Origin of the sequence: Rheinheimera sp., assembly GCF_036568245.1 — a bacterium.
Classification (GTDB): domain Bacteria; phylum Pseudomonadota; class Gammaproteobacteria; order Enterobacterales; family Alteromonadaceae; genus Alishewanella.
In genome coordinates this window covers 1-26,260 of the sequence record NZ_DATCSY010000371.1, presented here as the reverse complement: position 1 = coordinate 26,260, position 26,260 = coordinate 1, and the positions used below count along the sequence as shown (strand labels likewise).

The 26,260-nt window shown below is 49.9% G+C and carries 19 protein-coding genes; 7 read left to right on the top strand and 12 right to left on the bottom strand.

The genetic code is table 11. From position 1 onward, the window contains the following. Positions 1-13 precede the first annotated feature (13 nt). The gene (locus VIN66_RS16370) at positions 14-676 is read right to left on the bottom strand and encodes a TetR/AcrR family transcriptional regulator (protein ID WP_331924975.1); all 663 of its coding nucleotides are present in this window, start codon (positions 674-676) and stop codon (positions 14-16) included. 119 nt (positions 677-795) lie between these two features. Between VIN66_RS16370 and coaD the strand changes: the two genes are divergently transcribed. Both coaD and VIN66_RS16360 read left to right on the top strand, forming a co-directional pair. Next, complete coding sequence (coaD, locus tag VIN66_RS16365; RefSeq protein WP_331924974.1) at positions 796-1,278, top strand: pantetheine-phosphate adenylyltransferase; 483 nt, start codon at positions 796-798, stop codon at positions 1,276-1,278. Next, complete coding sequence (locus VIN66_RS16360; protein ID WP_331924973.1) at positions 1,275-2,672, top strand: capsule assembly Wzi family protein; 1,398 nt, start codon at positions 1,275-1,277, stop codon at positions 2,670-2,672. Before coaD ends, VIN66_RS16360 begins: the two co-directional genes overlap by 4 nt. 29 nt (positions 2,673-2,701) lie before the next feature. Here the strand turns inward: VIN66_RS16360 and VIN66_RS16355 are convergent, their stop codons facing one another. The 5 genes from VIN66_RS16355 to nagK are packed head-to-tail and all read right to left on the bottom strand — an operon-like array spanning position 2,702 to position 8,173. Further along, positions 2,702-3,781 carry an acyltransferase family protein gene (locus VIN66_RS16355; protein WP_331924972.1) on the bottom strand — a complete coding sequence of 360 codons (1,080 nt, stop codon included), beginning with the start codon at positions 3,779-3,781 and terminating at the stop codon, positions 2,702-2,704. Next, positions 3,781-5,073 (bottom strand): N-acetylglucosamine MFS transporter NagP, encoded by a 1,293-nt coding sequence (nagP, locus tag VIN66_RS16350; RefSeq protein WP_331924971.1) that lies wholly within the window; start codon positions 5,071-5,073, stop codon positions 3,781-3,783. The genes VIN66_RS16355 and nagP overlap by 1 nt, the downstream gene beginning before the upstream one ends. A gap of 34 nt (positions 5,074-5,107) precedes the next feature. Continuing rightward, entirely contained in the window at positions 5,108-6,226 is a 1,119-nt protein-coding gene (gene nagA / locus VIN66_RS16345) for an N-acetylglucosamine-6-phosphate deacetylase (protein WP_331924970.1), read from the bottom strand. 22 nt (positions 6,227-6,248) lie between these two features. Continuing rightward, positions 6,249-7,247 (bottom strand): glucosamine-6-phosphate deaminase NagB-II, encoded by a 999-nt coding sequence (gene nagB-II / locus VIN66_RS16340; RefSeq protein WP_331924969.1) that lies wholly within the window; start codon positions 7,245-7,247, stop codon positions 6,249-6,251. 11 nt (positions 7,248-7,258) lie between these two features. Beyond that, the gene (nagK, locus tag VIN66_RS16335) at positions 7,259-8,173 is read right to left on the bottom strand and encodes an N-acetylglucosamine kinase (RefSeq protein WP_331924968.1); all 915 of its coding nucleotides are present in this window, start codon (positions 8,171-8,173) and stop codon (positions 7,259-7,261) included. Positions 8,174-8,460: 287 nt separating this feature from the next. Between nagK and VIN66_RS16330 the strand changes: the two genes are divergently transcribed. Further along, positions 8,461-11,025, top strand: coding sequence for a family 20 glycosylhydrolase (locus VIN66_RS16330; protein WP_331924967.1), 2,565 nt, complete (start codon positions 8,461-8,463; stop codon positions 11,023-11,025). Between the two features lie 314 nt (positions 11,026-11,339). Here VIN66_RS16330 and VIN66_RS16325 read toward each other — a convergent pair whose 3' ends face one another. Next, positions 11,340-12,047 (bottom strand): SapC family protein, encoded by a 708-nt coding sequence (locus tag VIN66_RS16325; protein ID WP_331924966.1) that lies wholly within the window; start codon positions 12,045-12,047, stop codon positions 11,340-11,342. Positions 12,048-12,287: 240 nt separating this feature from the next. Between VIN66_RS16325 and VIN66_RS16320 the strand changes: the two genes are divergently transcribed. Then, positions 12,288-13,295 carry a sulfite exporter TauE/SafE family protein gene (locus VIN66_RS16320; RefSeq protein ID WP_331924965.1) on the top strand — a complete coding sequence of 336 codons (1,008 nt, stop codon included), beginning with the start codon at positions 12,288-12,290 and terminating at the stop codon, positions 13,293-13,295. Between the two features lie 3 nt (positions 13,296-13,298). On the opposite strand, the gene VIN66_RS16315 is transcribed toward VIN66_RS16320, so the two are convergent. After that, the gene (locus tag VIN66_RS16315) at positions 13,299-14,312 is read right to left on the bottom strand and encodes a cupin-like domain-containing protein (RefSeq protein WP_331924964.1); all 1,014 of its coding nucleotides are present in this window, start codon (positions 14,310-14,312) and stop codon (positions 13,299-13,301) included. A gap of 82 nt (positions 14,313-14,394) precedes the next feature. Continuing rightward, positions 14,395-16,998 (bottom strand): TonB-dependent receptor, encoded by a 2,604-nt coding sequence (locus VIN66_RS16310; protein ID WP_331924963.1) that lies wholly within the window; start codon positions 16,996-16,998, stop codon positions 14,395-14,397. Positions 16,999-17,528: 530 nt separating this feature from the next. On the opposite strand from VIN66_RS16310, the gene VIN66_RS16305 reads away from it, so the two are divergent. After that, positions 17,529-18,554, top strand: coding sequence for a LacI family DNA-binding transcriptional regulator (locus tag VIN66_RS16305; RefSeq protein WP_331924962.1), 1,026 nt, complete (start codon positions 17,529-17,531; stop codon positions 18,552-18,554). Positions 18,555-18,600: 46 nt separating this feature from the next. Here VIN66_RS16305 and VIN66_RS16300 read toward each other — a convergent pair whose 3' ends face one another. Then, positions 18,601-20,202 (bottom strand): AbgT family transporter, encoded by a 1,602-nt coding sequence (locus VIN66_RS16300; RefSeq protein ID WP_331924961.1) that lies wholly within the window; start codon positions 20,200-20,202, stop codon positions 18,601-18,603. Positions 20,203-20,546: 344 nt separating this feature from the next. Here VIN66_RS16300 and VIN66_RS16295 point away from each other — a divergent pair, with 344 nt between their 5' ends. Both VIN66_RS16295 and VIN66_RS16290 read left to right on the top strand, forming a co-directional pair. Continuing rightward, the gene (locus tag VIN66_RS16295) at positions 20,547-21,296 is read left to right on the top strand and encodes a 3-hydroxybutyrate dehydrogenase (RefSeq protein ID WP_331924960.1); all 750 of its coding nucleotides are present in this window, start codon (positions 20,547-20,549) and stop codon (positions 21,294-21,296) included. A gap of 62 nt (positions 21,297-21,358) precedes the next feature. Further along, a complete protein-coding gene (locus tag VIN66_RS16290; protein WP_331924959.1) occupies positions 21,359-24,796 on the top strand; it encodes a PAS domain-containing hybrid sensor histidine kinase/response regulator in 3,438 nt (1,145 codons plus the stop codon). Here the strand turns inward: VIN66_RS16290 and VIN66_RS16285 are convergent. Continuing rightward, the gene (locus VIN66_RS16285; RefSeq protein WP_331924958.1) at positions 24,793-25,440 is read right to left on the bottom strand and encodes a response regulator transcription factor; all 648 of its coding nucleotides are present in this window, start codon (positions 25,438-25,440) and stop codon (positions 24,793-24,795) included. The genes VIN66_RS16290 and VIN66_RS16285 overlap by 4 nt on opposite strands. 67 nt (positions 25,441-25,507) lie before the next feature. After that, positions 25,508-26,260, bottom strand: a 753-nt coding sequence (locus tag VIN66_RS16280) for a TonB-dependent receptor (RefSeq protein ID WP_331924957.1), incomplete at its 5' end; no start/stop codon positions are given.

The window sequence follows — 26,260 nt, the reverse complement described above, 5'->3', positions numbered from 1 at the left end:
TGTCAAGTTTAGCCTACAGCAGCTTAATATCGCCGGCGAGCGCCTCATAATGTTGCTGCAGACGGGTAATGCGTGGTTTCGCCTGTGCTGTTGCATAAGGTTTGAACAATAACAGCACTTTCAACACCCCCTGATAGACGCTGGCCTGATCGATATCTTTGTCAGGTGCCTGGGTCTTCAGATAACTGATCCAAAACGTGACCAGCAACTTGATGCTATGAGCCAAATCAGTGATATCTTCATCTTCGATATCAATAATATCGGACTGCTTCAATGCTTTAAGCACCGCAGTAACACGCATCAGCACCCCTTGCTGTACCTGCTGGTAGTCCTGCTGCAATGCCGGGTCCCGCGATAAAATATCCGGCAGGTTGGCATAAAAGAAATGAAACCGCCACATCAGCTCAAATACGGCATCCAGATAATTGGCCAGTGTATCCAGAGCTTCAGCTTTATCTGATGGCGGTTTAATTTTGGTTTCCAGTAGCTTGGCATACTCTTTAAAGATCTGCCGTACGATGTCTTCTTTATTGCGAAAGTGGTAGTACAGATTACCGGGGCTGATCCCTAAATGGGCAGCGATATGGTTAGTGGTAACCTGACGTTCACCGACCTGATTGAACAATTCTATGCTGGCTTGCAGAATTTTATCTTTGGTTCTTAACTTCTTTTCCATCTGCGAAACAGGCTTATGGTTAGCGAATTTAATTTGCTATAGTAACGCCAAATTGACTAAAAACTCTAGTCGCAGCTTATACAAGGCTTTTGCCCTGACCCAGGAATGCCGACAACATAATGAAAATAAAAGCAATTTACCCAGGTACTTTTGACCCCTTGACCAATGGCCATGCCGATTTAGTGCAGCGTGCCGCACGCATGTTTGACACCGTCATAGTGGGTGTTGCCGCTAACCCCAGTAAACAACCGCTGTTTACGCTGGATGAAAGGGTTGCACTGGCGCAACAGGCATTTTCCGGTATCAGCAACGTTAGTGTTATTGGCTTCTCCGGCTTACTGGCAAAGTTTGCCGAAGATAATGCTGCACAGGTACTTATTCGCGGCGTAAGGGCGGTGGCGGATTTTGAATACGAATTCCAGCTCGCCAGCATGAACCGACAGCTTAACCCGGCACTGGACAGTATTTTCATGACGCCGTCGGAAAAAAATACCTTTATTTCTTCCACTCTGGTCAAAGAGGTTTGCCGTCACGGTGGTGACGTATCCAGCTTTGTACCGGCCCATGTAGAAACAGCCCTTAAAACCAGACTGAACGTATGACAAAAAAACTTTCCATGGCGGCGGCCTTGCTGTGCGCCATGCCAGTTGCGGCTGCGCCCTGGGTCGATACCACAGATAACTACTTACGCCAGTCACTGCAAACACTGGCGCATGCTGGCGTGATATCGGGCCCGGTGAATACTTACCCGTTGATGTGGAAAAATATTGTTGCTGATTTAGCCTCAGCTCAGGAGCAACCCACAGCTGAGCTGCAGTTTGCTCTGGCGCATGTACGCTCTGCACTGAACGCCAGCCAGAAAAACTACATTGCCGGCATGAAGGTAAGGGGCAGCAGTGATCCGTCACTGTTTCAGAGTTTCGGCGAAACCTATGTTGAAAAAAGCGCTGTCACCTTATTCAAAGAGTATCTGGGCGATGGCTGGGCAGCGAAAACTCAGGTTAATTACCGTCAGACAGAAAACGGCAGCACAGAACAGGATCTGACACTAGATGGCAGCTATCTGGCGCTGATCGCCGGTAACTGGGTGCTAGCGCTGGACCAGCAAGCTATGTGGTGGGGGCCCGGCCAGCAAACAGCCTTGCTGGTAAGTAATAACGCCCGACCTGTCCCATCATTGAGGCTCAGTCGGCACAGCTGGCAGAGCAGTGAAAATCCACTGTTCAGCTGGCTCGGCCCCTGGAGTTTTACCACTTTCATCGGTCAGGGCGAACATAGCAGCCAACCTCGGCAAATCAAGTACTTTGGTGCCCGTTTCAGCGCCAGACCACTGCCTCAGCTGGAGTTGGGGCTGTCCCGTATCAGTCAGTGGGGCGGTGATACGCTGGATAATGGCTTCGATGCCTTTACCGACATGCTGCTGCTTGATGACAAGATGAACTCAGACAATATGGCTGCAATTGACCTGACGTTCCACACCACCTTGTTTGACCGCCCGTTCAGTTTTTACACCGAACTGGCAGACGATAACAACGGCGGTAACCTGAGCAAACCGCTGCAGCTATATGGTGTACGAACATTTTTTGGTCATACCAGCGCGGTTCACACGCTGAATCTGGAGTGGTCTGATACCTATATCCGCTGCGAAGACGCCCTGACTGCCGGCCACTGCGCCTACGAGGGCGATATTTACCCCCAGGGTTATCGCCGCTATGGCAGGGTAATAGGCAGTGGTTACGGCAGCGATGCCCGAGTATTGTCTGCCGGTTACCGGTACCAGACATTTGATGGCTACAGCTGGGCTGTCAGTGTACTGCGCGGTGAATTTCTTGCCGCCAGTTCCGCATTAAAAAACTGGCAGCTGCGGCTGGAATACCGGCAGCCGTTTTTCAACGGTTTACTCAGTATTGAAGGCCGGGTATTTGATAAATCACCGCAGCCCGAGCTGGAAATAAAACGCGGTAGCATAGCCGCTACCTGGGAATACCGTTTCTGACACGTTAAATATTATTATCTGCCTGCAGACTACAGGCGGATAATGATATTACGCTGATATAACACACGCGATAACCACCAAAACCACAGTACATGCAGCACGGCAAACAATAACGAAGCCTGCTTTGGTGCCAGTACGGTAGTAAGTAGCTCAAAACTGTACTGGTATAAATTGCTATCGCCTGCCGGGATAAGTGACAGACAGACCGCCCACAGCCACGACAAAATATAGATAAATAGAGGATTGGTGCCGTAAGTAATAAGCGGCTGTACCAGCGCACGTTTTGCCAACACATCTGAAACCCATACCAGTACGGCCAGTATCAGCAACAAAATAGCGCTGGAAAGCAGTACGTAGCTGCCGCTCCATAAGGCTTTATTAACCGGCCAGAACGTACTGCATAACCAGGCGGCAATGAACAACACCGCAGCAAACTTAACCAGCCAAAGCGCACCGGCTCTGGGACTGTGCTGCACCAGCTTAGCCGCCACATAGTACCCCACCAGTACCGAGACCACGGCAGGCAAAGTGCTGAGTAGCCCTTCCGGGTCAAAAGCAATACCAAATCCCTGATAAAGATGATTAGATCCAAACAGCAGCATGTCCAGCTTCAATACTGCATTACCCGATAGACTAAAAGGCTGCCCGCCACCAAAGGTGAGCAGCAATATCCAGTACAGTGCAAGCAGCGCTATGCTCAAAAGCGGTATATAACGCACTTTAATCAACAGCACTAACAACGCTGCCAGCATGTAGCACAGGCCGATGCGCTGTAGCACGCCAGGTAGCCGCAGTTCATTAACTGAGTGAGTGAAAGGGAACCAGTTGAGTAAAATGCCGATGGCAACCAATAACACGCCACGTTTAACAATGCGCTGCACCATCGCAACTGTCAGGCTGGTATGGCGTAAGGCGTAAAACATCGCCGCACCGACAACAAACAGAAATGCCGGAAACACAATATCGGCAAAGGTGAAGCCGTCCCAGGATGCGTGTAACAGCGGGCTATAAACATGCTGCCACGATCCCGGCGTATTCACCAGGATCATCAGCGCGATAGCCAGCCCACGCAGTGCATCTAATGCATAAAAACGTGAGCTGCCTGTCATTATTTCCAGCTTGTCATCTTATGGCCTTTGAGCGCATAAAACAGAATAAACAGGTAACATGGCAGCATCACGATATAAGCCCCCTGCTGCCCTAGCCCTGTGCCACTCGCCAGCCCCCAAAACAATGGGCCAAATGCACCGCCGGCAATGCCCATAATCAATAGTGCAGAACCTGTGCTGGTTAGCGCACCTAAACCAGACAATGCCAGTGGCCACACAGCTGGCCAGACAATGGCATTAGCCAGCCCGAGTATTGCAATATACAACAAAGTGTCCGGCAGTGCCGTGCCACCTAAAGGTACCAGTAAACTGTTTGCCAACGCGTAAGATGAGGTATCACCCAGCACTATTGCCAGTACCAACACCACACCTAACACGGCAGATACCGCCAGCGCAGTCTGCTGCGACAATACCCGTGGAATTAACACTATGCCCAGCACATAACCCAGCACCATACAGCCCATGGTGTAGGAGGTCATAACGGTATAACGTTCAACGCCCAGTGATAACGCGAACAAACCTATGGTATCGCCAGCGATCACTTCTACAGCAACATATACAAACAGAGCCAGCACACCCAGTGCCAGGCTTGGCCTTGCCAGCGCTGCTTTTATCTGCGCTGAGTTGTTATTATCTGCGGTTTCTTTTTCCAGCTCTGGCAATGGCGAAAACTTAACCGCCAGCGCCAACAGGCCTAAAAACGCCGCTAACCCCAGATAAGGCACCACCAAAGCAGATGCCATTTCATCTATCTGCGCCCCCGTCAAAGCGGTATCCGGCGAGGCAACAAAGCTATTGGCCATTAGCGCAGTAAATACTACTGGCGCTACAACACCGGCAGTTTTGTTCAGAATTCCCATGATACTGATACGCACGGCTGCCGTTTCTTCAGGGCCAATTTTAACCACATAAGGGTTAACCGCAGTCTGCAGCAACGTCTGGCCGGTACCGATCACCAGCTGCGCAAACAGAAATAAGGCAAACGTCTGTGTTTGTGCCGCTGGAATATACAGCAAACCGGCCAGCATCATGGTCGCCATGCCCAGTGCCATGCCACTTTTGTAGCCAACTTTACGGATAATCCATGCCGATGGCAGGGCGGTAAAAGTGACAGCAATGTAGAAGGAAAACACCACTAACGACGCCTGAAAAGGGCTCAGAGTAAGCATTTGTTTTAAATACGGCATAAGCGAACCATTTAGCCAGGTTGCAAACCCCAGCACAAAAAACAATATCGCCACTATTACCATCGGCACCACACTGCTGCGGTTTTTGGCTTGTTCAGCTGTCATTTCCATTTTCCTTCCCCGTTTGCTTTTATCATTGTTATTTTGTGCTGAAGACTGGCTTACCGCTTATCCAGCTTTGCTGTACCTGCCAGTTATCATTAAGCAGTACCAAATCGGCCTGCGCGCCGGCGACAATACGACCGCTATGATGACAAGACAGAAACTGTGCCGGATACAAAGATGCCATCCGTAGTGCCTCTGCCGGGCTAACAGCTAACACCTGTACCGCGTATTGCACTGCTGCCGCCATATCCAACACCGAACCTGCCAGTGAACCCGCCTCGTTAGTTAACTTGCTGCCTTCACGTATTACTTTGCCGGTAAAAAAATCGAACTCGGTATCATCTGTACCTACCGGTGACATCGCATCCGTCACGATCATCAGCTTACCGCGAGGTTTAGCTGCCAGCGCTACTTTTGCCGCAACCGGGTGCATATGATGGCCATCAAAAATAACACCACACCAACTGTCCGGATCGCTGAGGGCTACCCCAACCATGCCTGGCTCACGTGACGTAAGCGCAGACATGGCATTATATAAATGCGTGAAGCCGGTTGCGCCGGCATCCAGCGCTGCCTGTACCGTCGCCGCATCAGCATTGGAGTGACCAAGGCAAACGATGACATTGAGCGCTATCAGCTGACGGATCTGTGCCGGAGTAATATTCTCCGGCGCGACAGTCACCAGTTTAATGCCCAGATCGTCACGGCCATAAATAGCCAATTCTGCAGCACTTAGTTCGCGGATATGTTGCTTAGGGTGCACACCTTTTTTCGGCACCGACAAATGTGGCCCCTCAAAATGCACTCCAATAATACCCGGTTCTTTGTCTGCAATGGCTGACGCTATGGCCTCTGCTGCCTGCTGCATTACGCTGATGCTGTCAGTGATAACAGTGGGCAGCATTGCCGTAGTACCAAAGCGGGCATGTGCCTGCATCATAGTACGCAGTGACTGCCGGTTGGGCGCGGTGTTAAACAAAGCACCACCACCACCATTTACCTGAACGTCAATAAAACCGGGCACTAACAACCCAGGCTGTACATTACCGCTGGCAGGCGCAACGGCGTGAATAACACCATTGTTTATGCTCACGCTGACATTTTCAAACCATTGTTCACCGTCAAATAACCGGCTGACACTTAACTGCTGCATTTGTTATTACCGTATAATTGCACTAAACCGTTTTTGTCACTTTATTCAGGCCAGGAGGCGCATCCGGGTTTATCCCTCTGCTACGCGCAACCACTTCTACATCCAGATAAAAGCGTTGTAAAATCAGCAGAGGCAACACTCTGGCCTGTGCATCTACGCCTTTGTGATGCAATTGCACTATTGCCGCTCCACGGCTACGGACATCTTCGATCTGATTGCGATGTGCCGCCAGGCTCTCATCCTCGACTGTTACATCAACAATGGCGAACTGATTTTTAACCAGTGTCACGGGCCCATGCAGAAATTCTGCACTGGAAAACGCTTCAGCATGAATACCACAGACCTCTTTTAATTTCAGCGCGATTTCACGTGAAATGGCGTAACCAAGCCCCCTACCCAACACAACCAGATGGGCAACTTTCTCCAGCGCTGCGGCATTCAGTTGCTGTGGCAATGCGATGGCTTGTTCCAGGCTTTGCGGCAACTGCTGTACCGCTTGCTGCAGTGGCTGATTGCCAGACCAAACCGATACCAGCTGTAAAATAGCGCTTAACGTAGCCAGATAGCTCTTCGTTGCAGCAACGGCTTTTTCTGCCCCTACATGCAGAGGTAGCGTATAGTGCGCCTGCTCAGCCAAGGGTGACGTCGTATCATTGACCAGTGCCACCACCATAGCGCCACTGCGTTTTGCCATCTCTACCTGAGCCAGAATATCCGGGCTGCGGCCGGATTGCGAAATAACCAGCACCAGCGCCTCTTTTAACTGCAGCGATTTGTTATACACACTGGCAATTGACGGCGCTGCGGCAGCTACTGGTAAGCCAATTTCAATTTCAATCAGATATTTGGCAAATACACCTGCATGATCAGATGAACCGCGGCCTACCATATAGACAAATTTAGGCGCGCGCTGGCGAATTTGCGCCACCACCTGCTCTACCGTGGCGGCATTAGCAGCCAATTGCTCTGCAATACGTTTTGGCGCCTCTGCGGCCTCCAGAGCCATAATACTGTTGCTCATTACTTCTTTACCTATAACGATAGTGCGATAGATTGCGACTGGTCCCGCTGTAACGCAAACCAAATCGCTCCGAGTTCCGGCGTTTGTTGAGCCGGTGTAACCTGTTGCTGAATATCCAGCGGCAAATAAGGCAATAACTTATGCGCCAAACCACCAATAAATGACAGTCGTGGCGGGCCGGCTTTAAGCAACCGCTGTGCAACCGCGGTAATAAACGCCGCGCCCTGTTCAATCAGGGCCTGTGCTGTTGCATCCCCCGCCTCTGCGGCAGTAAACACCAGAGGAGCATATTTAGCATAAGTCGTTGGGGTGGCATGCATAAAATGTGAGACCAGTGCCATCGTATCGCGTGCAGCTAACTCCTGCATCAACAACGGGGTCATCGCCGTGGCGGGCGCCAATTGGTCAAGGCTTAACAGGACTTTGTGCACCAGTTGCATTCCAAACCAGGCACCGCTGCCGTTATCACCATACGGAAATCCATGGCCGCCCACCTCTACCAGCTGTCCGTTCACCGACGCCAGACCACAGGAGCCGGTACCGACGATGATCACAGCCCCGTCTTGCCCCTGATGAGCGCCCATACAGGCAATATGTAAATCACTGGTCAGATACAATTTTTTGAACGGATGCTGCCAGTCGGAAAACAGTTGATAATATTGCGGTACATTGACGCCCGCCAGACCAGCCCCTGCCACCAGTCGTGACATATCATTAAATGCCAGACCTGCGCAGGTCAGTGCCTGCTGAGTTGCCGCCAGGATAGAATCAGTGGCAATTTTCATACCGCGTAACGGGTTGGCAGGGCCAGACAACCCCTCACCCAGAATTTGCTGATCTGACGATACAATGACAGCACGGCACTTGCTACCGCCGCCATCAATTCCCAAATACAAAGGCGTATCGGCCTTCAGCATCCCATTCATTCTTCAACCTCTTTACGATATAACCCGTAACGCCAGTGACTTTGCAACGCGCTGATATTTGTTTTAGCCAGTTTCGGCTGACAAAATTGACAGCGTTGTCATTTTTAGAATCCAGCATATAATAAATCTGACAAATAACAAGTGTCTTGTTTAAAAATCGAGCTAAAAGTTTGGCATTACAACGATAATTTCTTTATAAAGATATTTAATATCATTAACTTAAATAACTGCTCTGAGCTGATAAGCAGCAAGCCGTAGCAAGCTCAGCAAACATGGGGAGAGAAGATTTGCGACAATATATCTTTTTATTGCTGGCGTTAAGCTGTCAGCCATTGTCGGCAGCTGCACAATTTACCCAGCAGCAGTTAGCGCAATTTGCCAGTCAAAGTACACTGAGTTTTGCCGTGGCGCAAAAGCAGCCAGCCACGCCAATGCAGTTCAATGCGGCCATTACGCTACACAATGGTTCAAAGTTTGCGTTGCCTGCGGGTAAGTCAGACTGGCAGGTCTATTTTCACCTGATCCGGCATATCGACACAGTCGAATTGCAAGGGGTCAAAGTTGAACATGTGCAAGGTGATTTACATCGTATCAGCCCGACTGAACACTTCGCGGGTTTAGCGCCGGCACAGCAACTGGTGTTGCCGTTTAGTTCAGCACCCTGGATGGTGAGCTACAGTGACTTTATGCCGCGGGCTTTTATAACCGCGACAGGCCTGACACCTGAAATTTTCGCAAACACCGACACTGAGGATTTCAGCGCTTTTGTGCAGCCTCTGGTTTCACCGGCACAGTTGCAGCGAAACTTCGCTGAAGGCGACCAGGTTGCTGTTGTAACGCCGTCCGGCCGGTTTGAACGCAATACCGCACTGTTATCAGGTAGTACATATACTGACAGCCGTCACCGCATCATTCCGGCGCCCCTGCATGCTGAACTGCGCAATCAACTTGTCTCACTGACCCCAGACTGGCAGATACAGTTTACTGATGCGCTTCAAACTGAGGCTAACTACCTGCAGCAGCAGCTACAACAGCAAGGTATTAAGCTAGTGCTAACGAGCAACAAAGCTTCAGAAATGCCGCTTATCCGGCTGAATATCACACCTGAGCTTGAGCTTGGGGCAGAAGGTTACCAATTGATCATCAGCGAGCAGCAGATCAGCCTAAACGGCAAAGACAGCAGCGGGGCTTTTTACGCTGTGCAAAGCCTGCTGGCGTTACTACAAAACACCAACGGCGGATTAGCACTGCCTGCAGGGCAGATTACCGACCAGCCAAGATCAGGCTGGCGTGGTATGCACTACGATATGGCGCGTAACTTTCATGGCAAAGCCGTTACGTTGCGCCTTATTGATAACATGGCACGCTACAAGCTGAATAAATTGCACCTGCATTTAACCGAAGATGAAGGCTGGCGGCTGCAAATTCCCGGTTTACCGGAGCTCACTGACATAGGTGCAACACGTTGTTTTGATTTATCCGAACAAAAGTGTTTACTGACCCAGCTGGGCACGGGCCCCCATGCCAGTGGCGGTGGTAATGGCTATTACAGTACAACAGACTTTATCGAGATCCTGCGTTATGCCACTGAACGCCATATAGAAGTCATTCCCGAGATAGATCTGCCGGGCCACGCCCGCGCAGCCATCGTCGCCATGAAAGCCCGTTATAATCGCCTGATGGCAGAGGGTAAAACCAAAGAGGCAACACAGTATCTGTTGTCAGACCCAGACGACACTTCTGTTTATCTCAGCGTACAGAACTATAACGACAACTCCGCTAATGTCTGCCTGCCCTCAACCTACGCCTTTATCGAAAAAGTATTGTCTGAGCTGCAGAAGATGTATCAGCAAGCCGGTATCAGGCTAAACACCTTCCATATGGGAGGCGATGAAGTAGCCAAAGGTTCCTGGCAAGGTTCGCCTGCCTGCCAGCAGTTATTCGCTCAAAGCAACGACAATATCGGCACAGTCGCGGATTTAAAGCCTTATTTTGTCAGCCGGCTGGCTGAACTTACACAACAACATAAGCTGGTATTAGCGGGTTGGGAGGATGGCTTGATGTATGATCAGCAAAATACCTTCGACCGTAAGTTACTTAATAACAAGCAGATTATTGCCAACGCCTGGGACAACATCTGGGAATGGGGTGTTGCTGACAGAGCTTACCGCCTGGCGAATAATGGCTATCAGGTGGTATTGTCACCAGCAACCCACCTGTACTTTGACCACCCACACGAAGCTCACCCGCAAGAACGCGGCTATTACTGGGCAACACGGTACGCAAGCATCGACAAAGTGTTTGGTTTTAAGCCTGATAACCTGTATGCCAATGCAGATACTACCCGCAGCGGTGCCAGCATTACCGATTTACCCGCTTTGGTTGGCAGAGCCTTGCCTGAGTTAACCAAACCGGAAAATATACTGGGTATTCAGGGCCAGGTATGGAGTGAGACCATACGCACTGAACAACAATTGGAGCAAATGATTTACCCACGCATGCTGGCACTGGCTGAGCGTGCATGGCACAAAGCTGCCTGGGAAGACACCAACGATGAAGCCGGGCGATTGAGGGATTGGCAAAGCTTCGCAGCCAGGTTGAGCGAAATCGAACTGGGCCGGCTGAATGACAGTGGTAGTAGCTTCTACCTGCCGCCGCCGGGAGCAAAGTTTAGCAACACTGGCTGGCAATTTAATACAGCCTTGCCCCATCTGACCATCGAATGCTCAACAGATGAAGGCAATAGCTGGCAAGTCTGTAACACTGCGGAGCTTGCAGAACAAAGCTTTTTGGCGCGAAGCCGCCACGGCAATGCTGTCAGTCGCACGGTGAGACTACCGCTTAACCAGTAAACATAAAAAAGCCAGCTAACCGGGGTTAGCTGGCAAAACACCCTAAAGATTGGCAAATAAAAGCAACATCCTTGTCGGCTGTTTCAGGCCACAACAACTACCCTGCTGCCTGAAATAGGGAGATATACGCAGACATCAGCCAGAGCCTGCATCCCGACGGTCACATGAAACCGGACAGCGCAGCCATGACAACGCTGTCATCCAACATACTATGAACATTTTTTAATCAAATCAACAGAATTATGAAATTTTTCTGGCGGGAAGCGAAGAAGCAGCATGGTAACGGCCGACAGCCATTGCCATGCTGCGGGGGATTAGCTGGCTTCAGCTACTTTTTTAACCAGCTTCTGAGTGTGTTGTAATGACATCAGCTGAGCATAGATAGCGGTCAGATAACCACTCTTACGCAGCTCCAGGAACACTTCGTCACTAAGCTCATTAAGCTTTTTCTCGTCAATCAGGTGAATACCGTTAATACGGCGCTCTTCACCGTTAATGTTCAGTGTCAGGGTCTGCTCGGTGATCAAGTCTAAGCTTTGCAGTTTGGCAATGAAATTACGGGTAATCACGCCCATATCAACATATTCAGACATCAGCTTTTTGCGGTGCGCCAAAAACTCACTTTCACTGCCGTCTTCATTAAACAGTGCATGGCCTTCGTTTTCACCAACACGCTCAGAGTTTTCGTCCAGAGCTAACAGTAAACGCTCGCTGTCTTGTTTTTCCTGCACCAGCATCAATGGATAGTTACGAATGGCGCGCGGCACATAAAGCGCCTGCCATTGATTGTCCTGCAGGAACAGGTTTTGTTTTACAGCTAAACCGAGCATCGCAACCGGTTGAAAATTATCGTTGTTCTTCACAAATACAATAGGAAACTCTGCACCTGCTACGACAAACTCGTGCACTACAACCGGCACTAAGTGTTCACCGTCGATATGAGAAAAGGCATTGTTATTATTAATTTTTGTGGCTGCGTGCTGTTCTTTGTTTAATGGCACAATTTTTGGTGTTGAAGTCATAAACTACTCTTTGTTCTGTTCTGGAATTTGAAAAGTGCTGATGGCCGCACCGTTGTTCAAGTTGCTCACCCCTTGTACCATCAGCAGTGCGGCCTTATCATGCGCCAAGTTGACAACAGGATCAACAAGGTTAAAACAGAGAATGTGCCAGCTAGCAGCAAAACACTATAACTGTTAGGGTTTTTCTGCATTAATAATGTGTGACAACGCTGTCTTACACAATAATAAGGATAAAAAGCAGTGCAGCAACAACGGCGAACTTTTCTTTGGCTTTGGGTGTTATGGCTGGCAGGCTTTTATTCAGTCTGGCTTTATCTAGTGCTGGGCTTAGGTTTGTGGCCTGAGGCTAAAGCACACTGGCCAATAGCCGCAGCAATGGCAATTGGCAGCTATGCGGCGGGTTCCACGCCAATGGGTGGGGGCACCGTTGGTTTTCCGGTCCTGGTATTGCTGTTTGAACAGCCAGCCACGCTGGGGCGGGATTTCAGTTTTGCGGTACAAGCCATAGGTATGACAAGTGCCAGTATTTTCATATTGGCCAGGCGCCAACCGGTGGCGTGGGCCATGCTGAACGGCGCAATATTGGGTAGCCTGGTTGGCACGCCGCTGGGGATTTGGTTTATCGCCCCCTACATTCCCGGCCTCTGGATTAAACTCACCTTTGCGGTGGTATGGGCCAGTTTTGGCATTTTACATCTGTACCGCATCAATGAAATTGCCGGTCACAGCGGCATGACTGAGTTTAACGAGAAATGGGACTTTAAAGTAGGCTGCTGGATTGGGTTATTTTCCGGCGCTACTGTCGCATCGGTTACCGGCGTTGGCATTGATATGGTGCTTTACACAGCTCTGGTATTGCTTTGCCGCACCGACCTTAAAATCGCGATACCAACCTCTGTCATTATTATGGCTTTTACCTCCGTATTGGGCGTGGTGGTAAAAAATCTTACAACCGGTATGCAGCCGGGGGTATTTGAGAACTGGCTGGCTGCCGCGCCGGTGGTAGCACTTGGCGCACCACTGGGCGCCTATATTGTCGCGCTGATTGGCCGCAAGCCGACCCTCGTGGTGGTTGCATTTTTATGCGTACTGCAGTTTGTCTGGACAATACACTCAGAAAGCACACAGCTGGGCGTTACCGGCATAGTTGTGTCAGTGCTGGCAGTGGCTCTGTGTTTGCTGGGTTTTGAGCGACTTCGACACTGGGGAACGAAACTGGCAGGAGAACGTCGTCAGCCCGCTTACTAGTCGTTACAAATGCTTTATCTGACTTTGCAACCAATCGACGATTTTTTCCTTACGTGGCTCAGTCAGTTCCCCCTGCACACTACCGCAGCCTTTAGGTAAATGAGAGCACGGGTCTGACGCATCATGAAACACAAAGTGTCCAAACAGTGCTTGCCAGTGTTTGCGTTGATGCTCCGGTAGCTGCTTAATTGTCAACAAGGTATGTAACAAGCTATCAAACGGCGAAACTTTATTGACATTATCTGCCAGCGAACCGCCCCACCAGTAATTAATCAGTACATTAACCGCAGATAAAGACTCGACATGATGCCACCATAGCGCCGGAATGAATAACACGTCTCCTGGCTCCAGCTCAGCAATCTGTGCGTGCTCTAATGCATGTTGGAATCTCGGAAACTTAGCCATATCAGGGGCGGTTATATCCACCAGACTAACCGGCGCACCGGCGGGCGTAAAATCCAGCGGCCCGATATATAGATTGGCAACCTGATCAGGCGGAAACAACGTGAACCGCCTTTTCCCGGCAACTACACATGCCAGATTGTCAGCATCGTCAAAATGCGCGGGAACCACAATCTTATTTCCAGCCCAAATTCTAGGTACAACATCAGTGTCCAGCAAAGGCATCACATTCTGATTGCTAAACTCGGGTAAGCAGACGTCTGTGCGGGCACTTTGCACTGCGATATGTAATGCATCTTTGTTCCCGGCGATACGACGCAGTTCATTCAACACTGCCGTCACCGGGGCTTTCTGCCGCTCAAAATTCAAACCAGTTAACGTGTCATTATATGTCAGGCGCCCCTTTGTGTCCGGGTGAGCCAGTATGGTGTTAACTTCCTTACGGTTATCTAACCCGGCGAAGTACTGCTGCAGTGTTACATCAGACTCACAGGCGGCCTCGACACTTGGCCAGTGCTTTACTGCCTGGCGTAATATCGCCGGCTGACATGATGGTATGATTTGCTGCCAGAACAGTTTTTTATCTACGTCGAAATACTCTGCAACCGCGGCCATTCTCCCTCCGATAAACACAAAATATAAAGGCTGGTAGTGCTATGCAATACCAGCCTTTATAGTACAGATCAATCTACAACTATTAGAAGTTCATCCTCACACCAGCCACAAATCGTCTGCCATTCTCATAGATAGAGAACAGGCGCGCTTTATCGGTGTTGAACTCAACCACTTCTTCGTTGGTTAAATTCACTGCTTCAAATGACAAAGTAATATTTTCTGTCAGGTTATAACCGATGCTGGCGTCGAGCTGGCCATAACTATCATTCCACAGCTCATCGCCATTGTAGTGCAGGCCTTTATACCATTCAGTACGATAGTTATACATCAACCGTGCGCTGATTTTGTCCGTCTCATAGTACACACTGGCGTTGGCCATGTGACGAGACGTTCCTTCAACCAGACCTGAGCCAGGCTTAGTCAAATCACGGGCCTCATCGCGTTCAGCATTGGTATAGGTGTAGTTCGCACTGACACCGAAATCACCAAATGCCTGCTGATAACTCACTTCAAAACCGTCGGTTTTCCCGCCAGGACCATTTTCTGGCCGGGTAAAGGTCACGTCAACCCACTCTTCGCCTTCTTCCCAATAACGCTGGTCTACAAAAGTCGAGAAGCTACGATAGCTCTTCACATCTTTGTGGAAATACGTCACTGCCAGCAAAGAAGAAGCATCAAAGTACCACTCCCACGACAAATCAAACTGGTCAGCAATTTGTGGCATCAGATGTGGATTACTGGCACTGCCTGTCGGCTGCGCAACATCCAGAGAGCCATAGGTAATTGACGAGGAAATGTTGTTCCAGTCTTGCCGGGCCATAACGCGGGCAGCACCGAACCTCAGGATCTGCTCATCGCTCAGATCAAATGCAATATTCAGGCTTGGCAGCACTTCAGCATAATCATTGTCAGTTTCAACCCAAGCCAGGTATTCAGGTGTCAACCATTCACGATCGTACGTTAGTAAACCCCACGAGTCGCCAGAGAACTCATATCCACCAGAGGTCTGCTGGGTATCGACGTAACGAACACCGATGTTACCTCTGAAGCCTTCGCCTTCAAAATCACCCTGCACATAAAGCGCCAGAATATCTTCTTCAACACTCCAGATTTCCGGAAGATTTAAAGACTTTGCAAAATCAGCAGGAACACCATCCAGACCAACAAACGCAATTTGCTCCATCGCGGCCCGGTTGTGCGCCAGTTGCTGCGTCATATTGCCGTTGACAACAGCATCAATATTTACAGTACCGTTAAACAGCCCGCACTGCGCCCAGTCATAACAAGTAGCAAAAATGTGGTCCAAGTAGCTACCCGCCACATTTTCGTTACCCGTCATAGTTTGCGGGCCATGCCAGCTATACGCCACGCGGTCCTGAGTCCGCTCAGCCATGCGGTACTTAGCGCCGGTTTTAACTGCTGTAAAAGCACCTTTTTGTACAGGGATATTAAAATCAAACTGCGCATAGGTTTCTTCGTCTGTCGTCGGCTTTTCACCACCCCAAATCCAGCCTGGCCGGAACTGCGTTGGATCAGATGCATCCACGGTCGTAGAAGCAGATGGCGTACCACCACGTAAGTCAAAGGTGTAACCCGTTATATCTGCCGGAGTACCATATTCCCAGGATGTTTCACGATAAGTACCACCTTTGGCTTTGGTATGGCCAACTTGAGTATGTAATTCAAATGACTCTGCACTGTAATTTAAGTCAAAGTCTATTGAGCGGGTTTCAGTCGACGATACCCGGTTTATAAAGTTATAAGCAGCCGTACCGCCTGATACCACCTCACCAGCGACAACGCTGCCATTCTCGATCACTGTATTGGTTAATGAAGCAGCATTGTTATTAACAAAAATCAGCCAGTTCTGGTTCTGGTTGTTGGCATCGACTTTGGAATCTAAAACATTCAGAACCATGTCCAGATTATCGTTTGGTCTTGCTTGCAAGGATAAGAATAAGGTTTCACGTTCACGATCCTGCTCAAAACGCGGTACCCCTATGTGGCTCGGTACTTTTTCATCAAGCGCAGGGTTTGTCGGCCAACCAAGCACTTCAATACCCTCACGCACCACTTTACGGTCTTGCTTGATAGCTGACACCAGAACACCGAAGCTTTCAGCATCGTTTTTCCAGGAATACATACCTGAAACTTGTGGGTCCCATTTTTCTGATGATTCAGAATACTGGCCCTCAAGAGAAATGTTTATTGAGTTTGCGTCCATTGACAAAGGCTTACGGGTCCTGAGAATAACAGTACCGCCAATAGAGCCTTCGTCAATACTCGCCAATGGCGACTTGTATACTTCCAGATCTGACACTAAGGCAGATGGCAGCATTGTATAGTTAAAGCTACGGCCAGGGTTATCCAGGATAAACCAATCGGCCGTTGCTACGGTTTGACCATTCAGTAAAGTTCTGTTGGTAGAAGAGCTGGCACCACGAACAGTAATTTTCTCACCTTCACCAAACTCACGGCTCACACCAACGCCGGTAATACGAGACAGTGATTCTGCGACGTTTTTATCCGGGAACTTGCCAATATCTTCCGCAGTTACCACATCAACAACCGCATTTGAGAATCGTTTGGCATTTAAGTTAGCTTCCTGAGACGCGCGAATGCCACGAATTTCAATTACTTCAACTTGTTCTTCTTTTGCCACTTCTTCCTGGGCCAGAGCTGGCATGGTTAACACCGCACTGCCAACTAACAAACCCAATTTTACTGCTAAGGCACATTTATTTATTTTATTGTGCTGCATATGCTTCTCCCATTCCTGTTCTCTGATTTTATTGTCGAACTTCCCGGACACTCAATGACAACGCTGTCATTAAACTTCAACATACACAAAAAAATTTCCGTTTGCAAACCAGATTCGATGAAATTTTAGACGAATTTTGTAAGCAACTCTGAACAGGACTCTGACTACAGATGGTAAAGCATACAAGTTGATAACTATTTGCCACATCACGAAAAATAAAATAAAAACAATTAAATTCAAAAACTTAATAAAATAAACAACGAGAGTGGGTCTTTTAGTTGTATAAATAAACCAATCTTTTTTAAATTAGTATTTGCCGTTGCAGCAAAAAAAAGGTATCCATTAGTTTAAAACGATCTAATTGTTGACCAGCGCTGTCATTTTTATACTAAGGTGCAGCAGACAAACAGATTTATGCAGCGCTAGGTCCATCTCACGGGGGCAAAATTTACAGTATGAAAGTCACGATTAATGACGTTGCCCGTCACGCCGGGGTATCGATAAAAACGGTATCCAGAGTCATGAATAACGAACCTTCCGTTCGAAAAGATACGGTAGATAAGGTGCAGGCAGCGATTAATGAGCTGCAGTATCAGCCGAATGCCGCCGCCCGTAACCTTGCCAGCAGCCGCTCTTTCAGCATTGGCTATATTTACGACAACCCTAATGCCTACTACGTTATTGATATGCAGCGCGGCTTGCTTGATGCCTGCCGTAAGCACGGCTATGAATTACTGATCCACCCGACTAATGCCAAATCACCGGACATTGTGCAGGAGGTCATCGATCTGGTGCAGCATTCACGTCTGGCAGGTCTGGTGCTGACACCGCCATTTTCGGAAATGCCGCACATCGCCGCAGCACTGGAAAAAATCGGCGTACATTTTGTCCGTATCATCTCTGGTTCAACGCCGTCACCTAAACTGAGTAACTGCGTGCTGATCGACGACTTTACAGCAGCATTTAAAATTACCAATCACCTGCTCGAACTCGGCCATACTGATATTGCTTTCCTGTGTGGTGAAGAAGAACACAGCTCCAGTGGCGAACGTCTGGCGGGTTATCAGGCCGCTTTGGCAAAACGTGGTATCGCTGCGAACCCCAAATTTATTGTGCCCGGCAGCTATTCATTTGAATCAGGTGTAAAAGGCGCGACTAAACTGATGGAACTGAGCAAAAAGCCGACAGCTATTTTTGCCTGTAATGACGAGATTGCGGCAGGTGCCCTGTTCAGTGCGCGGCTGATGAACATTGCTATACCGCAGCAACTGGCCATTGCCGGCTTTGAGAACAGTCCATTCTCGCGCCAGACCTGGCCGCCGCTAACCACTGCACATCAGCCAAACGTGACCATAGCGCAGCAAGCGGCAGAGCTGTTGTTCCGTCATACCAAACCGAATGCCAGTAAGAACCTTACTGACAAACAACCGGTCTTTATTCCGGAATTACTGGTACGTGAATCTACTGCCAGCAATAGTTAATAAAAAACCGCACGAAAGTGCGGTTTTTTTATTTCCGGTAACAGTATTACCCTGCAGGCTGATAATAGGTTGGCGCGCCCGGCCCTACCGGTAAACCAAACAAGAATACCCAGATATAAAACAGCACTGTCCAGCCCAGTAGAAAGAACATCGAGTAAGGCAGCATCGTTGCCACCAGCGTGCCTATACCCAGGTTTTTCTGATAACGGCTGGCCACCGCCAGAATGAGGCCAAAATAGCTCATCATCGGCGTGATTAAATTGGTCACTGAATCACCAATCCGGTAAGCCGCTTGTATTACCTCCGGCGCAAATCCGATCAGCATCAACATGGGTACAAATATCGGTGCAGTAATTGCCCACTGCGCTGATGAACTGCCCAAAGAAAGGTTGACCAGCGCGCACATCAAAATGAACAGTGCAAACACTTCAGGCCCATCTAACCCCAGTGCGGTTAACAGCGCCGCACCTTTCACCGCTAACACCGTGCCCAGGTTAGTCCAGTTAAAGAAGGCGACAAACTGCGATGCGAAGAATACCAACACAATATACATGCCAAGAGTGCTCATACCTTTTGACATCGCATTGATAACGTCTTTGTCATTTTTCATCACACCAACAGTCTTACCGTAAACAAAGCCAGGTATCGCAAAGGTGATAAAGATAAAAGCAACAATACCTTTCAGAAACGGCGAACCAGACAGCTCGCCGGTCTTAGGATGTAACAGCACCCCACCCAGCGGCGGCATGATGGTTAATGCGAGCACTGCCAACACCAACAGTAAAGCGATACCGGCATTGCGCAGACCTGCTTTTTCGGCAGCGGTAAGTGATTGCATGTCTTGTTGCGGTATATCCTGCGCTGCGTCTTCCGGCTTAAACTTCCCTAACCGTGGTTCAACAATTTTTTCGGTAATCACCGCGCCCAAAATAGCAATCATAAAGGTACTGATGAACATGAAAAAGTAGTTCGCTTCCGGTCCGACGGTATAGCCAGGGTCAATAATATGCGCCGCTTCTGTGGTGATACCTGATAGCAGCGGATCTATAGTGCCTAAAAACAGGTTCGCGCTGTAACCACCGGAAACGCCGGCAAAGGCAGCGGCCAGCCCCGCCAGTGGGTGGCGGCCCAGTGAATGGAAGATCATTGCCGCCATTGGCACTAACACCACATAGCCCAGCTCAGACGCGGTATTAGACACCACCCCGGCAAACACCACGGTTAACGTAACCAGTTTTGCCGGCGCTTTTAATACCAGTGCCCGCATTGCTGCGGATAACAATCCGGAATGCTCTGCAACGGCCACCCCCAACAGCGCGACTAATACCGTCCCCAGTGGAGCAAAACCGGTAAAGTTAGTTACCAGGCCAGTGACAATACGCTGTAAACCTTCGGCACTGACCAGCGACACCACGGAAATAATGCCATCTGCTGAGCGCCCGGCGGCGCCCAGCGGGCGGGGGTCTTCGACACTTACACCGAAAAAACCTAAAATACCGCTTAAGATAATAATAAATAGCGAAAAACATGCAAAAAGTGTTATCGGGTGCGGCAGCAAATTACCCAGCCACTCTACGGTGGCAAGAAAGCGGTTAAACCAGCCGCCTTTAGCCGAGCCCGTAGTTGATACGTTGTCAGGAGCAGACATTTTAAGTCCTCAGAGTAGATGTTTATGTCGCTTGGCCGAACCTCAAACCTTCATAACATTCAGTTATGCACATTAAAACCTAATTACATGCTTAAAAAGCAAAAAATACATGTTTATACGTGATAAATATGCCAGCCAGGCAAAGTTATTTTTTATAATCAGACAAACTGTACCATACACATATTGGGTTACCAAACCTTAGCTACACATTCAGCCATCTAACATCACATTACATACCAGCGAACGATATAAACTAAACTCTTCGCTATAGCACTAAAGTACCGTTGCTGCTTTTCACTACAGCCTCTAGCATAACGACAGACAGTTTATACGGAGGCAACAACATGCAGGTTCTCATTACTGGCGGTACTGGCGGTATTGGCTTTGCCATCGCCAGCCAATTTGCAGCAGAAGGCCATAGTGTTGTCATTGCTGATTTGCAGCAGGACGCCATTGACAGCAAAGTGGCACAGCTAAGGCAACAAGGCTATCAGGCCGAAGGTATAGTACTGGATGTTACCGACGCGGCATCTATCACTAGCTGCGCGAACAGGTTTCAGGTTGATATTCTGGTGAACAATGCCGGTATCCAGCATATTGCAAGACTGGAAGATTTTCCGCCGGAAAAGTGGGCAATGCTTATCAATGTCATGCTGACCGGACCCGCGATGTTGAGTCGCGCTATGTTACCGGCAATGCGCCAGCGTAATTTTGGTCGCATCATTAATATTGGTTCTATTCATGCGCTGGTCGCCTCTCCTTTTAAATCGGCATATGTGGCTGCTAAACACGGTCTGTTGGGCTTTAGTAAAGTGGTCGCACTTGAGAATGCTGACAAAGATATCACTATCAACACTATCTGCCCGGCTTATGTCAAAACGCCACTGGTTGAGCGGCAAATAGCGGATCAGGCCAAAGAGCATAACCTGACAGAGCAGCAGGTCGTCGAGCAGATAATGCTGGCACCTATGCCGCAAAAAGCCTTTATTGGGGTTGATGAAATAGCCGGCACAGCTACGTTCTTATGCAGTAGCGCCGCGCGCCATATCACTGCCCAGACCTTAGTGTTGGACGGTGGCTGGACGGCACGCTAGCCGCTGGTTAAAAACTCAGGCACAATCAAGCGATAATAATAAATATGGCAACGCCTGAGCTTATGATATTAAACGGCAGCAGCATTGGTCTTGGTACCATTGCTGCGCTTTCGCTTATCTACCTGCTTATTCTGTTCAGTGTCGGCGTATTCGGCCGGCGCATAAACAGCAAGCACCCGCTGGCCCCCTGGGTGTTTAGCTTTGCCTTGTCTATCTATTGTACGTCCTGGGCATTCTATGGTGTTACCGCACAAGCTGCAGTAAATGGCTGGTGGATGCCGCCAACCTATATCGGCTCGTTTTTATTGTTCTGGTTCGGTTTTAAACTGGTCGCCCGCATTGCACTGGCCTGCCGGCGCTATCGTATTACCTCGGTTGCCGACTTTGTCGCTACCCGGTTTGGCCACTCCCGTGTACTGGCCGTGATAACGACGCTGATTTTGCTAATGTCGGTGATCCCCTATATCGCGCTGCAACTGCAGGCGGTATCAACCAGTATCAATACGCTGGTCAGCAGCACACCGGATGACAGCTGGTACACGGATACCGGCCTCTATGTCAGTCTATGGATGGCGGTATTCGCGTTGTTGTTTGTCAGCCGTAGTGCCAAAGCGCATCAGCCAAACCCCGGGCTGATGACGGCAATTGCCTTTGAGTCGCTGGTGAAATTACTGGCATTGCTGGCGATTGCCGCTTTTGTATTCTGGGGTATGTATGATGGCGTAGGCCAGATTTTCCAGCTTGCATCCCACAGTCAGGCAGTGCAGCAGCTGCAGCAGCAAGCATTGCCGGCGCATACCTACTGGCTGCATGTGTTGCTGGGCTTTGCCGCCACCTTATGTCTGCCGCGCCAGTTTCATGTCACCTTCGTGGAAAACCAGCACCTCGGCCACTTACGCAGCGCACGCTGGATTTTTCCGCTTTATCTGTTGCTAATGGGCATGTTTACGTTACCGCTGGCACTGGCTGGCGTAATGCTACTGGGCGCTGATGCCAATATCGATCTGGTGATCCTGCAGTTGCCGCTGGCCGCCCAGCGCACTGACATGGCGTTACTGGCGTACCTCGGCGGCTTTTCCGCAGCGACAAGTATGGTTGTCGTCGCTACCGTGGTGCTGGGTATTATGATAACCAACGAACTGCTGGCGCCGCTGTTGTATCGGACGGCAGCCCGGCAATCCGGTCAGACCCGGCATATTAAAGTCGCTACCTTGCGCCGTATCGCCATGTTGACCGTGATGGCGCTGGGCTATGTCTACTACCGCTGGATTGGCACAGCAACCGGGCTGGCACAGCTTGGCCTTATGGCATTTGCGCTGGTAGCCCAGCTGGCCCCGGCGCTTATTTTGGGGTTACTCAGCCGCAATATTAACCGCCAGGGGGCTATTGCCGGTTTATGCGGTGGCGCTGCAGCCTGGGCATACATCATTCTGTTACCAGAACTGAGCCGTGCCGGCTTAATTGGCAGCAGCTGGCTGGTACAGGGGCCTTTTGGTATTTCACAGCTTTCCCCTCAGCAACTGTTTGGCTTTAACGCTGATGTAATAAGCATCGGCACACTGGTTAGCCTGAGCCTGAACTGCCTGCTGGTACTGCTGGTCAGCCGGTTCAGCGTGACCCGGGTGGGTGAATGGCTGGAAAGCGGGCGCTTTTTACGCACCCAGCTCAGTAGCCCTGCCAACAGGCCGCTTAACTTATCGGTGCAGGATTGCTACCTGTTGGTAAAACGCTTTGCCGGCGAAAAAGAAGCGCGGCGCCTGCTGCAACGTAATTTAAAAGAGCCACACGAATTGCAGCAACAAGCTCCGGCGAATTTGCTGCAGGCTGCCGAGCGTAGTTTAGCTGCCGTGGTGGGTGGTGCTTCAATGCGGCTTATCATGGATGCCAGTGGCCGCCATGCCGCCCTGCCACTGGAATCTGTTGCCCGTTTTGTTGACGAAGCCAGCCAGGTATTTCAGTTTAATCAGGCATTGTTGCGCTCAACCATCGACAATATCAGCCAGGGTATCAGCGTAGTAGATGCCGACCTGCGGCTTATCGCCTGGAACCAACGTTACATTGATATGTTCAGCTATCCGGCCGGGCTGGTTGAAGTCGGTAAGCCGGTAGCTGATGTGATCCGCTATAACCTGCAGCGCGGCCTGATCGACAGCGAAGATATCGAAGCGGAAATTCAAAAGCGCTTAAGCTATCTTAAACAAGGCAGTGCCTATAAGTTTCAGCGCCGTCAACAAGATGGCAGCGTACTGGAAATGCAGGGCAACCCGCTACCCGGTGGCGGCTTTGTCACCACCTACAGCGATGTCAGTGCTTTTATCAATACGCAGCAACAACTGGAGCTACGCGTCGCTGAACGCACACAGGCTTTGCAGCAGCTGAACGAGCAGCTGCAGCAGGCGCAGCAAAAAATCGAAGCCAGCACCCAGGCGAAAACCCGTTTCTTTGCGGCGGCCAGCCATGATTTAATGCAGCCGTTTAACGCCTCAGCACTGTTTGCCAGTTTGCTGCGCGATAAGCAAACCACACCGGAGCTTAAACAGCTAAGCCAGAACCTGATTAGCTCATTAAACTCAGCCGAAGAGTTACTGGGTGCAATTCTGGAGCTGACCAAATTGGATTCCGGCGTTATCAGCGCGCAGCCACAAAGTGTCAGCCTATGTGCATTACTCGATGATATTGCCCGTGACGCCGCCGTGCTGGCGGAGGAAAAAGGCCTGACTCTGCGTTATGTGCCGTCAAAACTGGCTGTCACGACCGACCGCAAACTGTTAAAGCGCGTGATCCAGAATCTGCTGGCTAATGCTATCCGCTACACAGCGACTGGCAAAGTCGTGCTGGGAGTAAAGCGTCGCGGCGCTAATCTACAAATATGCGTAATGGATACTGGCATTGGTATAGCCGCGCAGGATCAGCAGCGTATTTTTGAAGAATTCCAGCAAGGTGAGCAACAGGATCAACGTGGCCTCGGGCTTGGCCTGGCGATAGCCAGTCGCATTACTACCATCTTAGGTCATCCGCTTACACTGTGGTCTGTGCCCGGCAAAGGCAGCTGCTTTAGTGTCACACTGCCATTAGCCGCCCCGGTAGAGTTAACCACCTCAGTAGCCGCAAAACCCGATACGCTGGCCAGCTTCACTGGCAAGGCCATTTTACTGCTGGATAATGAACCGCAATTACGCAGCGCTGTGGCCGAGCTGCTACGTAGCTGGCAAATAGAGGTTATTGCTGTCGGTCAGCCGTCGGAAGCACTGCAGGCGCTGCAGCAAGGCTTTAAACCTGACGCCCTGCTGTTTGATTATCATCTGGATAATAACGCCACCGGCGTTGAAGTGGCAGAGCAGCTGGCCGCGCATTTCGGTGTCAATGTACCGGTCGTCATTCATTCGGCAGATCATAACGAGGCAATACGTGAGCATGCATTAAATGCCGGCTATTACTTTTTGCTAAAACCACTCAAACCGGCGGCACTAAAAAAACTTTTTCAGCGTTTACTGCGTTAAACCTGCTCTGGCAGACGTAATTTCTCAAACATAATACCGGCTAAAGTTCGGTTATTTACATTTAACTTGCGCAGTATAGCCGACACATGCTGTTTAATGGTGGTTTCCTGCACGTTCATTTCATAAGCAATTTGCTTATTCAGCAGGCCGTCGGCAATCATTTTTAACACGCGGAACTGTTGGGGGGTAAGTTGTTCCAGCCGGTGAGCGAAATCTTCATCAATCAGCGGCTTGGCATTACGTACATCCTGCTCCAGCTCGGCCGGTAGCCAACTGTCGCCATTTAACACCGCAGTGATGGCTTCCGATAACAGCTCCAGCGGGGCTGATTTGGGAATATAAGCAGCGGCGCCTAAGGTCAGCGCCTGTTTAATTATGACCGGGTCTTCTTCTGCCGACACCATGATAACCGGCACGTCTGGATATTCAGTGCGCAGCGCCGTTAAGCCGGTAAAGCCGTCTGAGCCGGGCATTTTAAGATCGAGAAAAATAAAGTTGGTATCAGGGTGGGCCCGTAACAGCGGCCAGAGTTGCTGCATATTCTGCGCTTGTAACAGCAGGGCATCGGCACCAAGAATGTTGGCGCACGCCTGGGATAAAGCAACCCGGAACAACGGGTGGTCATCAGCAATTAAAGCAATCATAAATCCGGATCTGAGCCTTTTGGCCCATAATGAACCGGGGCTTTCGCCCCGGCAAGTGTTTTGTTAATCAGAAGCGGTAACCGACACTCAGACTAACTGTGCGCGGGTCTATGTAGAAACCCAACACCGATGTATCAAGAGCTGCAACACCGAAGTTATAACCGGCAATACGTGCCTGCTTATCTCCCAGGTTTTTACCCTGCAGTGAAATATCCCAGTGGCCGTCATTTGAATACCAGTTTACGCCGGCATTAAACAACGTGTAACCACCATAATCGAGCAAAGATGGCGTCTCAAAAATCTGGGTTTCACTGCGGTGCGCCATATTGGCGGTAATGACAAATTCGCCCACATCGGTTGCAATGCTGTACTTACCGGCCAGGGTTGCAGTCAGTTCAGGCGTATTGGCGAAAGCCCAAACATCAGATACATCAACAACCTGCTGCTGGTTAGGGTCGAAAAACTCCACCTTGTTAAAACTGGCATCAACATAACCAACAATCATGCTGATATCGAAGCTGCGGCTGACAGCGAACTGCGCCTCCAACTCGACACCGTTAATATCGGCACTGGCGGCATTTAACACCTGAGAAGCAACGGTGATGACGCCGGGTGATGTCTCAACCGAACGCTGTACTGTTACCTGCATATCATCATAAGAAGACATGAATACCGCAGCATTCAGACGTAAGCGCTGCTCGAGCCACTCGCTTTTCATCCCAAGCTCATAGGTATCAACGGTTTCTTCCTGATACGGCTCGTCAGCATCGGGGTTAATTGACTGGTTTGCCCGCATATCAAAACCACCGGACTTGAAGCC

Bases quoted from the DNA above. Each gene is read 5' to 3' on its own strand.
- VIN66_RS16370 (WP_331924975.1), bottom strand. From the start codon at position 676: ATGGAAAAGAAGTTAAGAACCAAAGATAAAATTCTGCAAGCCAGCATA.
- coaD (WP_331924974.1), top strand. From the start codon at position 796: ATGAAAATAAAAGCAATTTACCCAGGTACTTTTGACCCCTTGACCAAT.
- VIN66_RS16360 (WP_331924973.1), top strand. From the start codon at position 1,275: ATGACAAAAAAACTTTCCATGGCGGCGGCCTTGCTGTGCGCCATGCCA.
- VIN66_RS16355 (WP_331924972.1), bottom strand. From the start codon at position 3,781: ATGACAGGCAGCTCACGTTTTTATGCATTAGATGCACTGCGTGGGCTG.
- nagP (WP_331924971.1), bottom strand. From the start codon at position 5,073: ATGACAGCTGAACAAGCCAAAAACCGCAGCAGTGTGGTGCCGATGGTA.
- nagA (WP_331924970.1), bottom strand. From the start codon at position 6,226: ATGCAGCAGTTAAGTGTCAGCCGGTTATTTGACGGTGAACAATGGTTT.
- nagB-II (WP_331924969.1), bottom strand. From the start codon at position 7,247: ATGAGCAACAGTATTATGGCTCTGGAGGCCGCAGAGGCGCCAAAACGT.
- nagK (WP_331924968.1), bottom strand. From the start codon at position 8,173: ATGAATGGGATGCTGAAGGCCGATACGCCTTTGTATTTGGGAATTGAT.
- VIN66_RS16325 (WP_331924966.1), bottom strand. From the start codon at position 12,047: ATGACTTCAACACCAAAAATTGTGCCATTAAACAAAGAACAGCACGCA.
- VIN66_RS16315 (WP_331924964.1), bottom strand. From the start codon at position 14,312: ATGGCCGCGGTTGCAGAGTATTTCGACGTAGATAAAAAACTGTTCTGG.
- VIN66_RS16310 (WP_331924963.1), bottom strand. From the start codon at position 16,998: ATGCCAGCTCTGGCCCAGGAAGAAGTGGCAAAAGAAGAACAAGTTGAA.
- VIN66_RS16305 (WP_331924962.1), top strand. From the start codon at position 17,529: ATGAAAGTCACGATTAATGACGTTGCCCGTCACGCCGGGGTATCGATA.
- VIN66_RS16300 (WP_331924961.1), bottom strand. From the start codon at position 20,202: ATGTCTGCTCCTGACAACGTATCAACTACGGGCTCGGCTAAAGGCGGC.
- VIN66_RS16295 (WP_331924960.1), top strand. From the start codon at position 20,547: ATGCAGGTTCTCATTACTGGCGGTACTGGCGGTATTGGCTTTGCCATC.
- VIN66_RS16290 (WP_331924959.1), top strand. From the start codon at position 21,359: ATGATATTAAACGGCAGCAGCATTGGTCTTGGTACCATTGCTGCGCTT.
- VIN66_RS16285 (WP_331924958.1), bottom strand. From the start codon at position 25,440: ATGATTGCTTTAATTGCTGATGACCACCCGTTGTTCCGGGTTGCTTTA.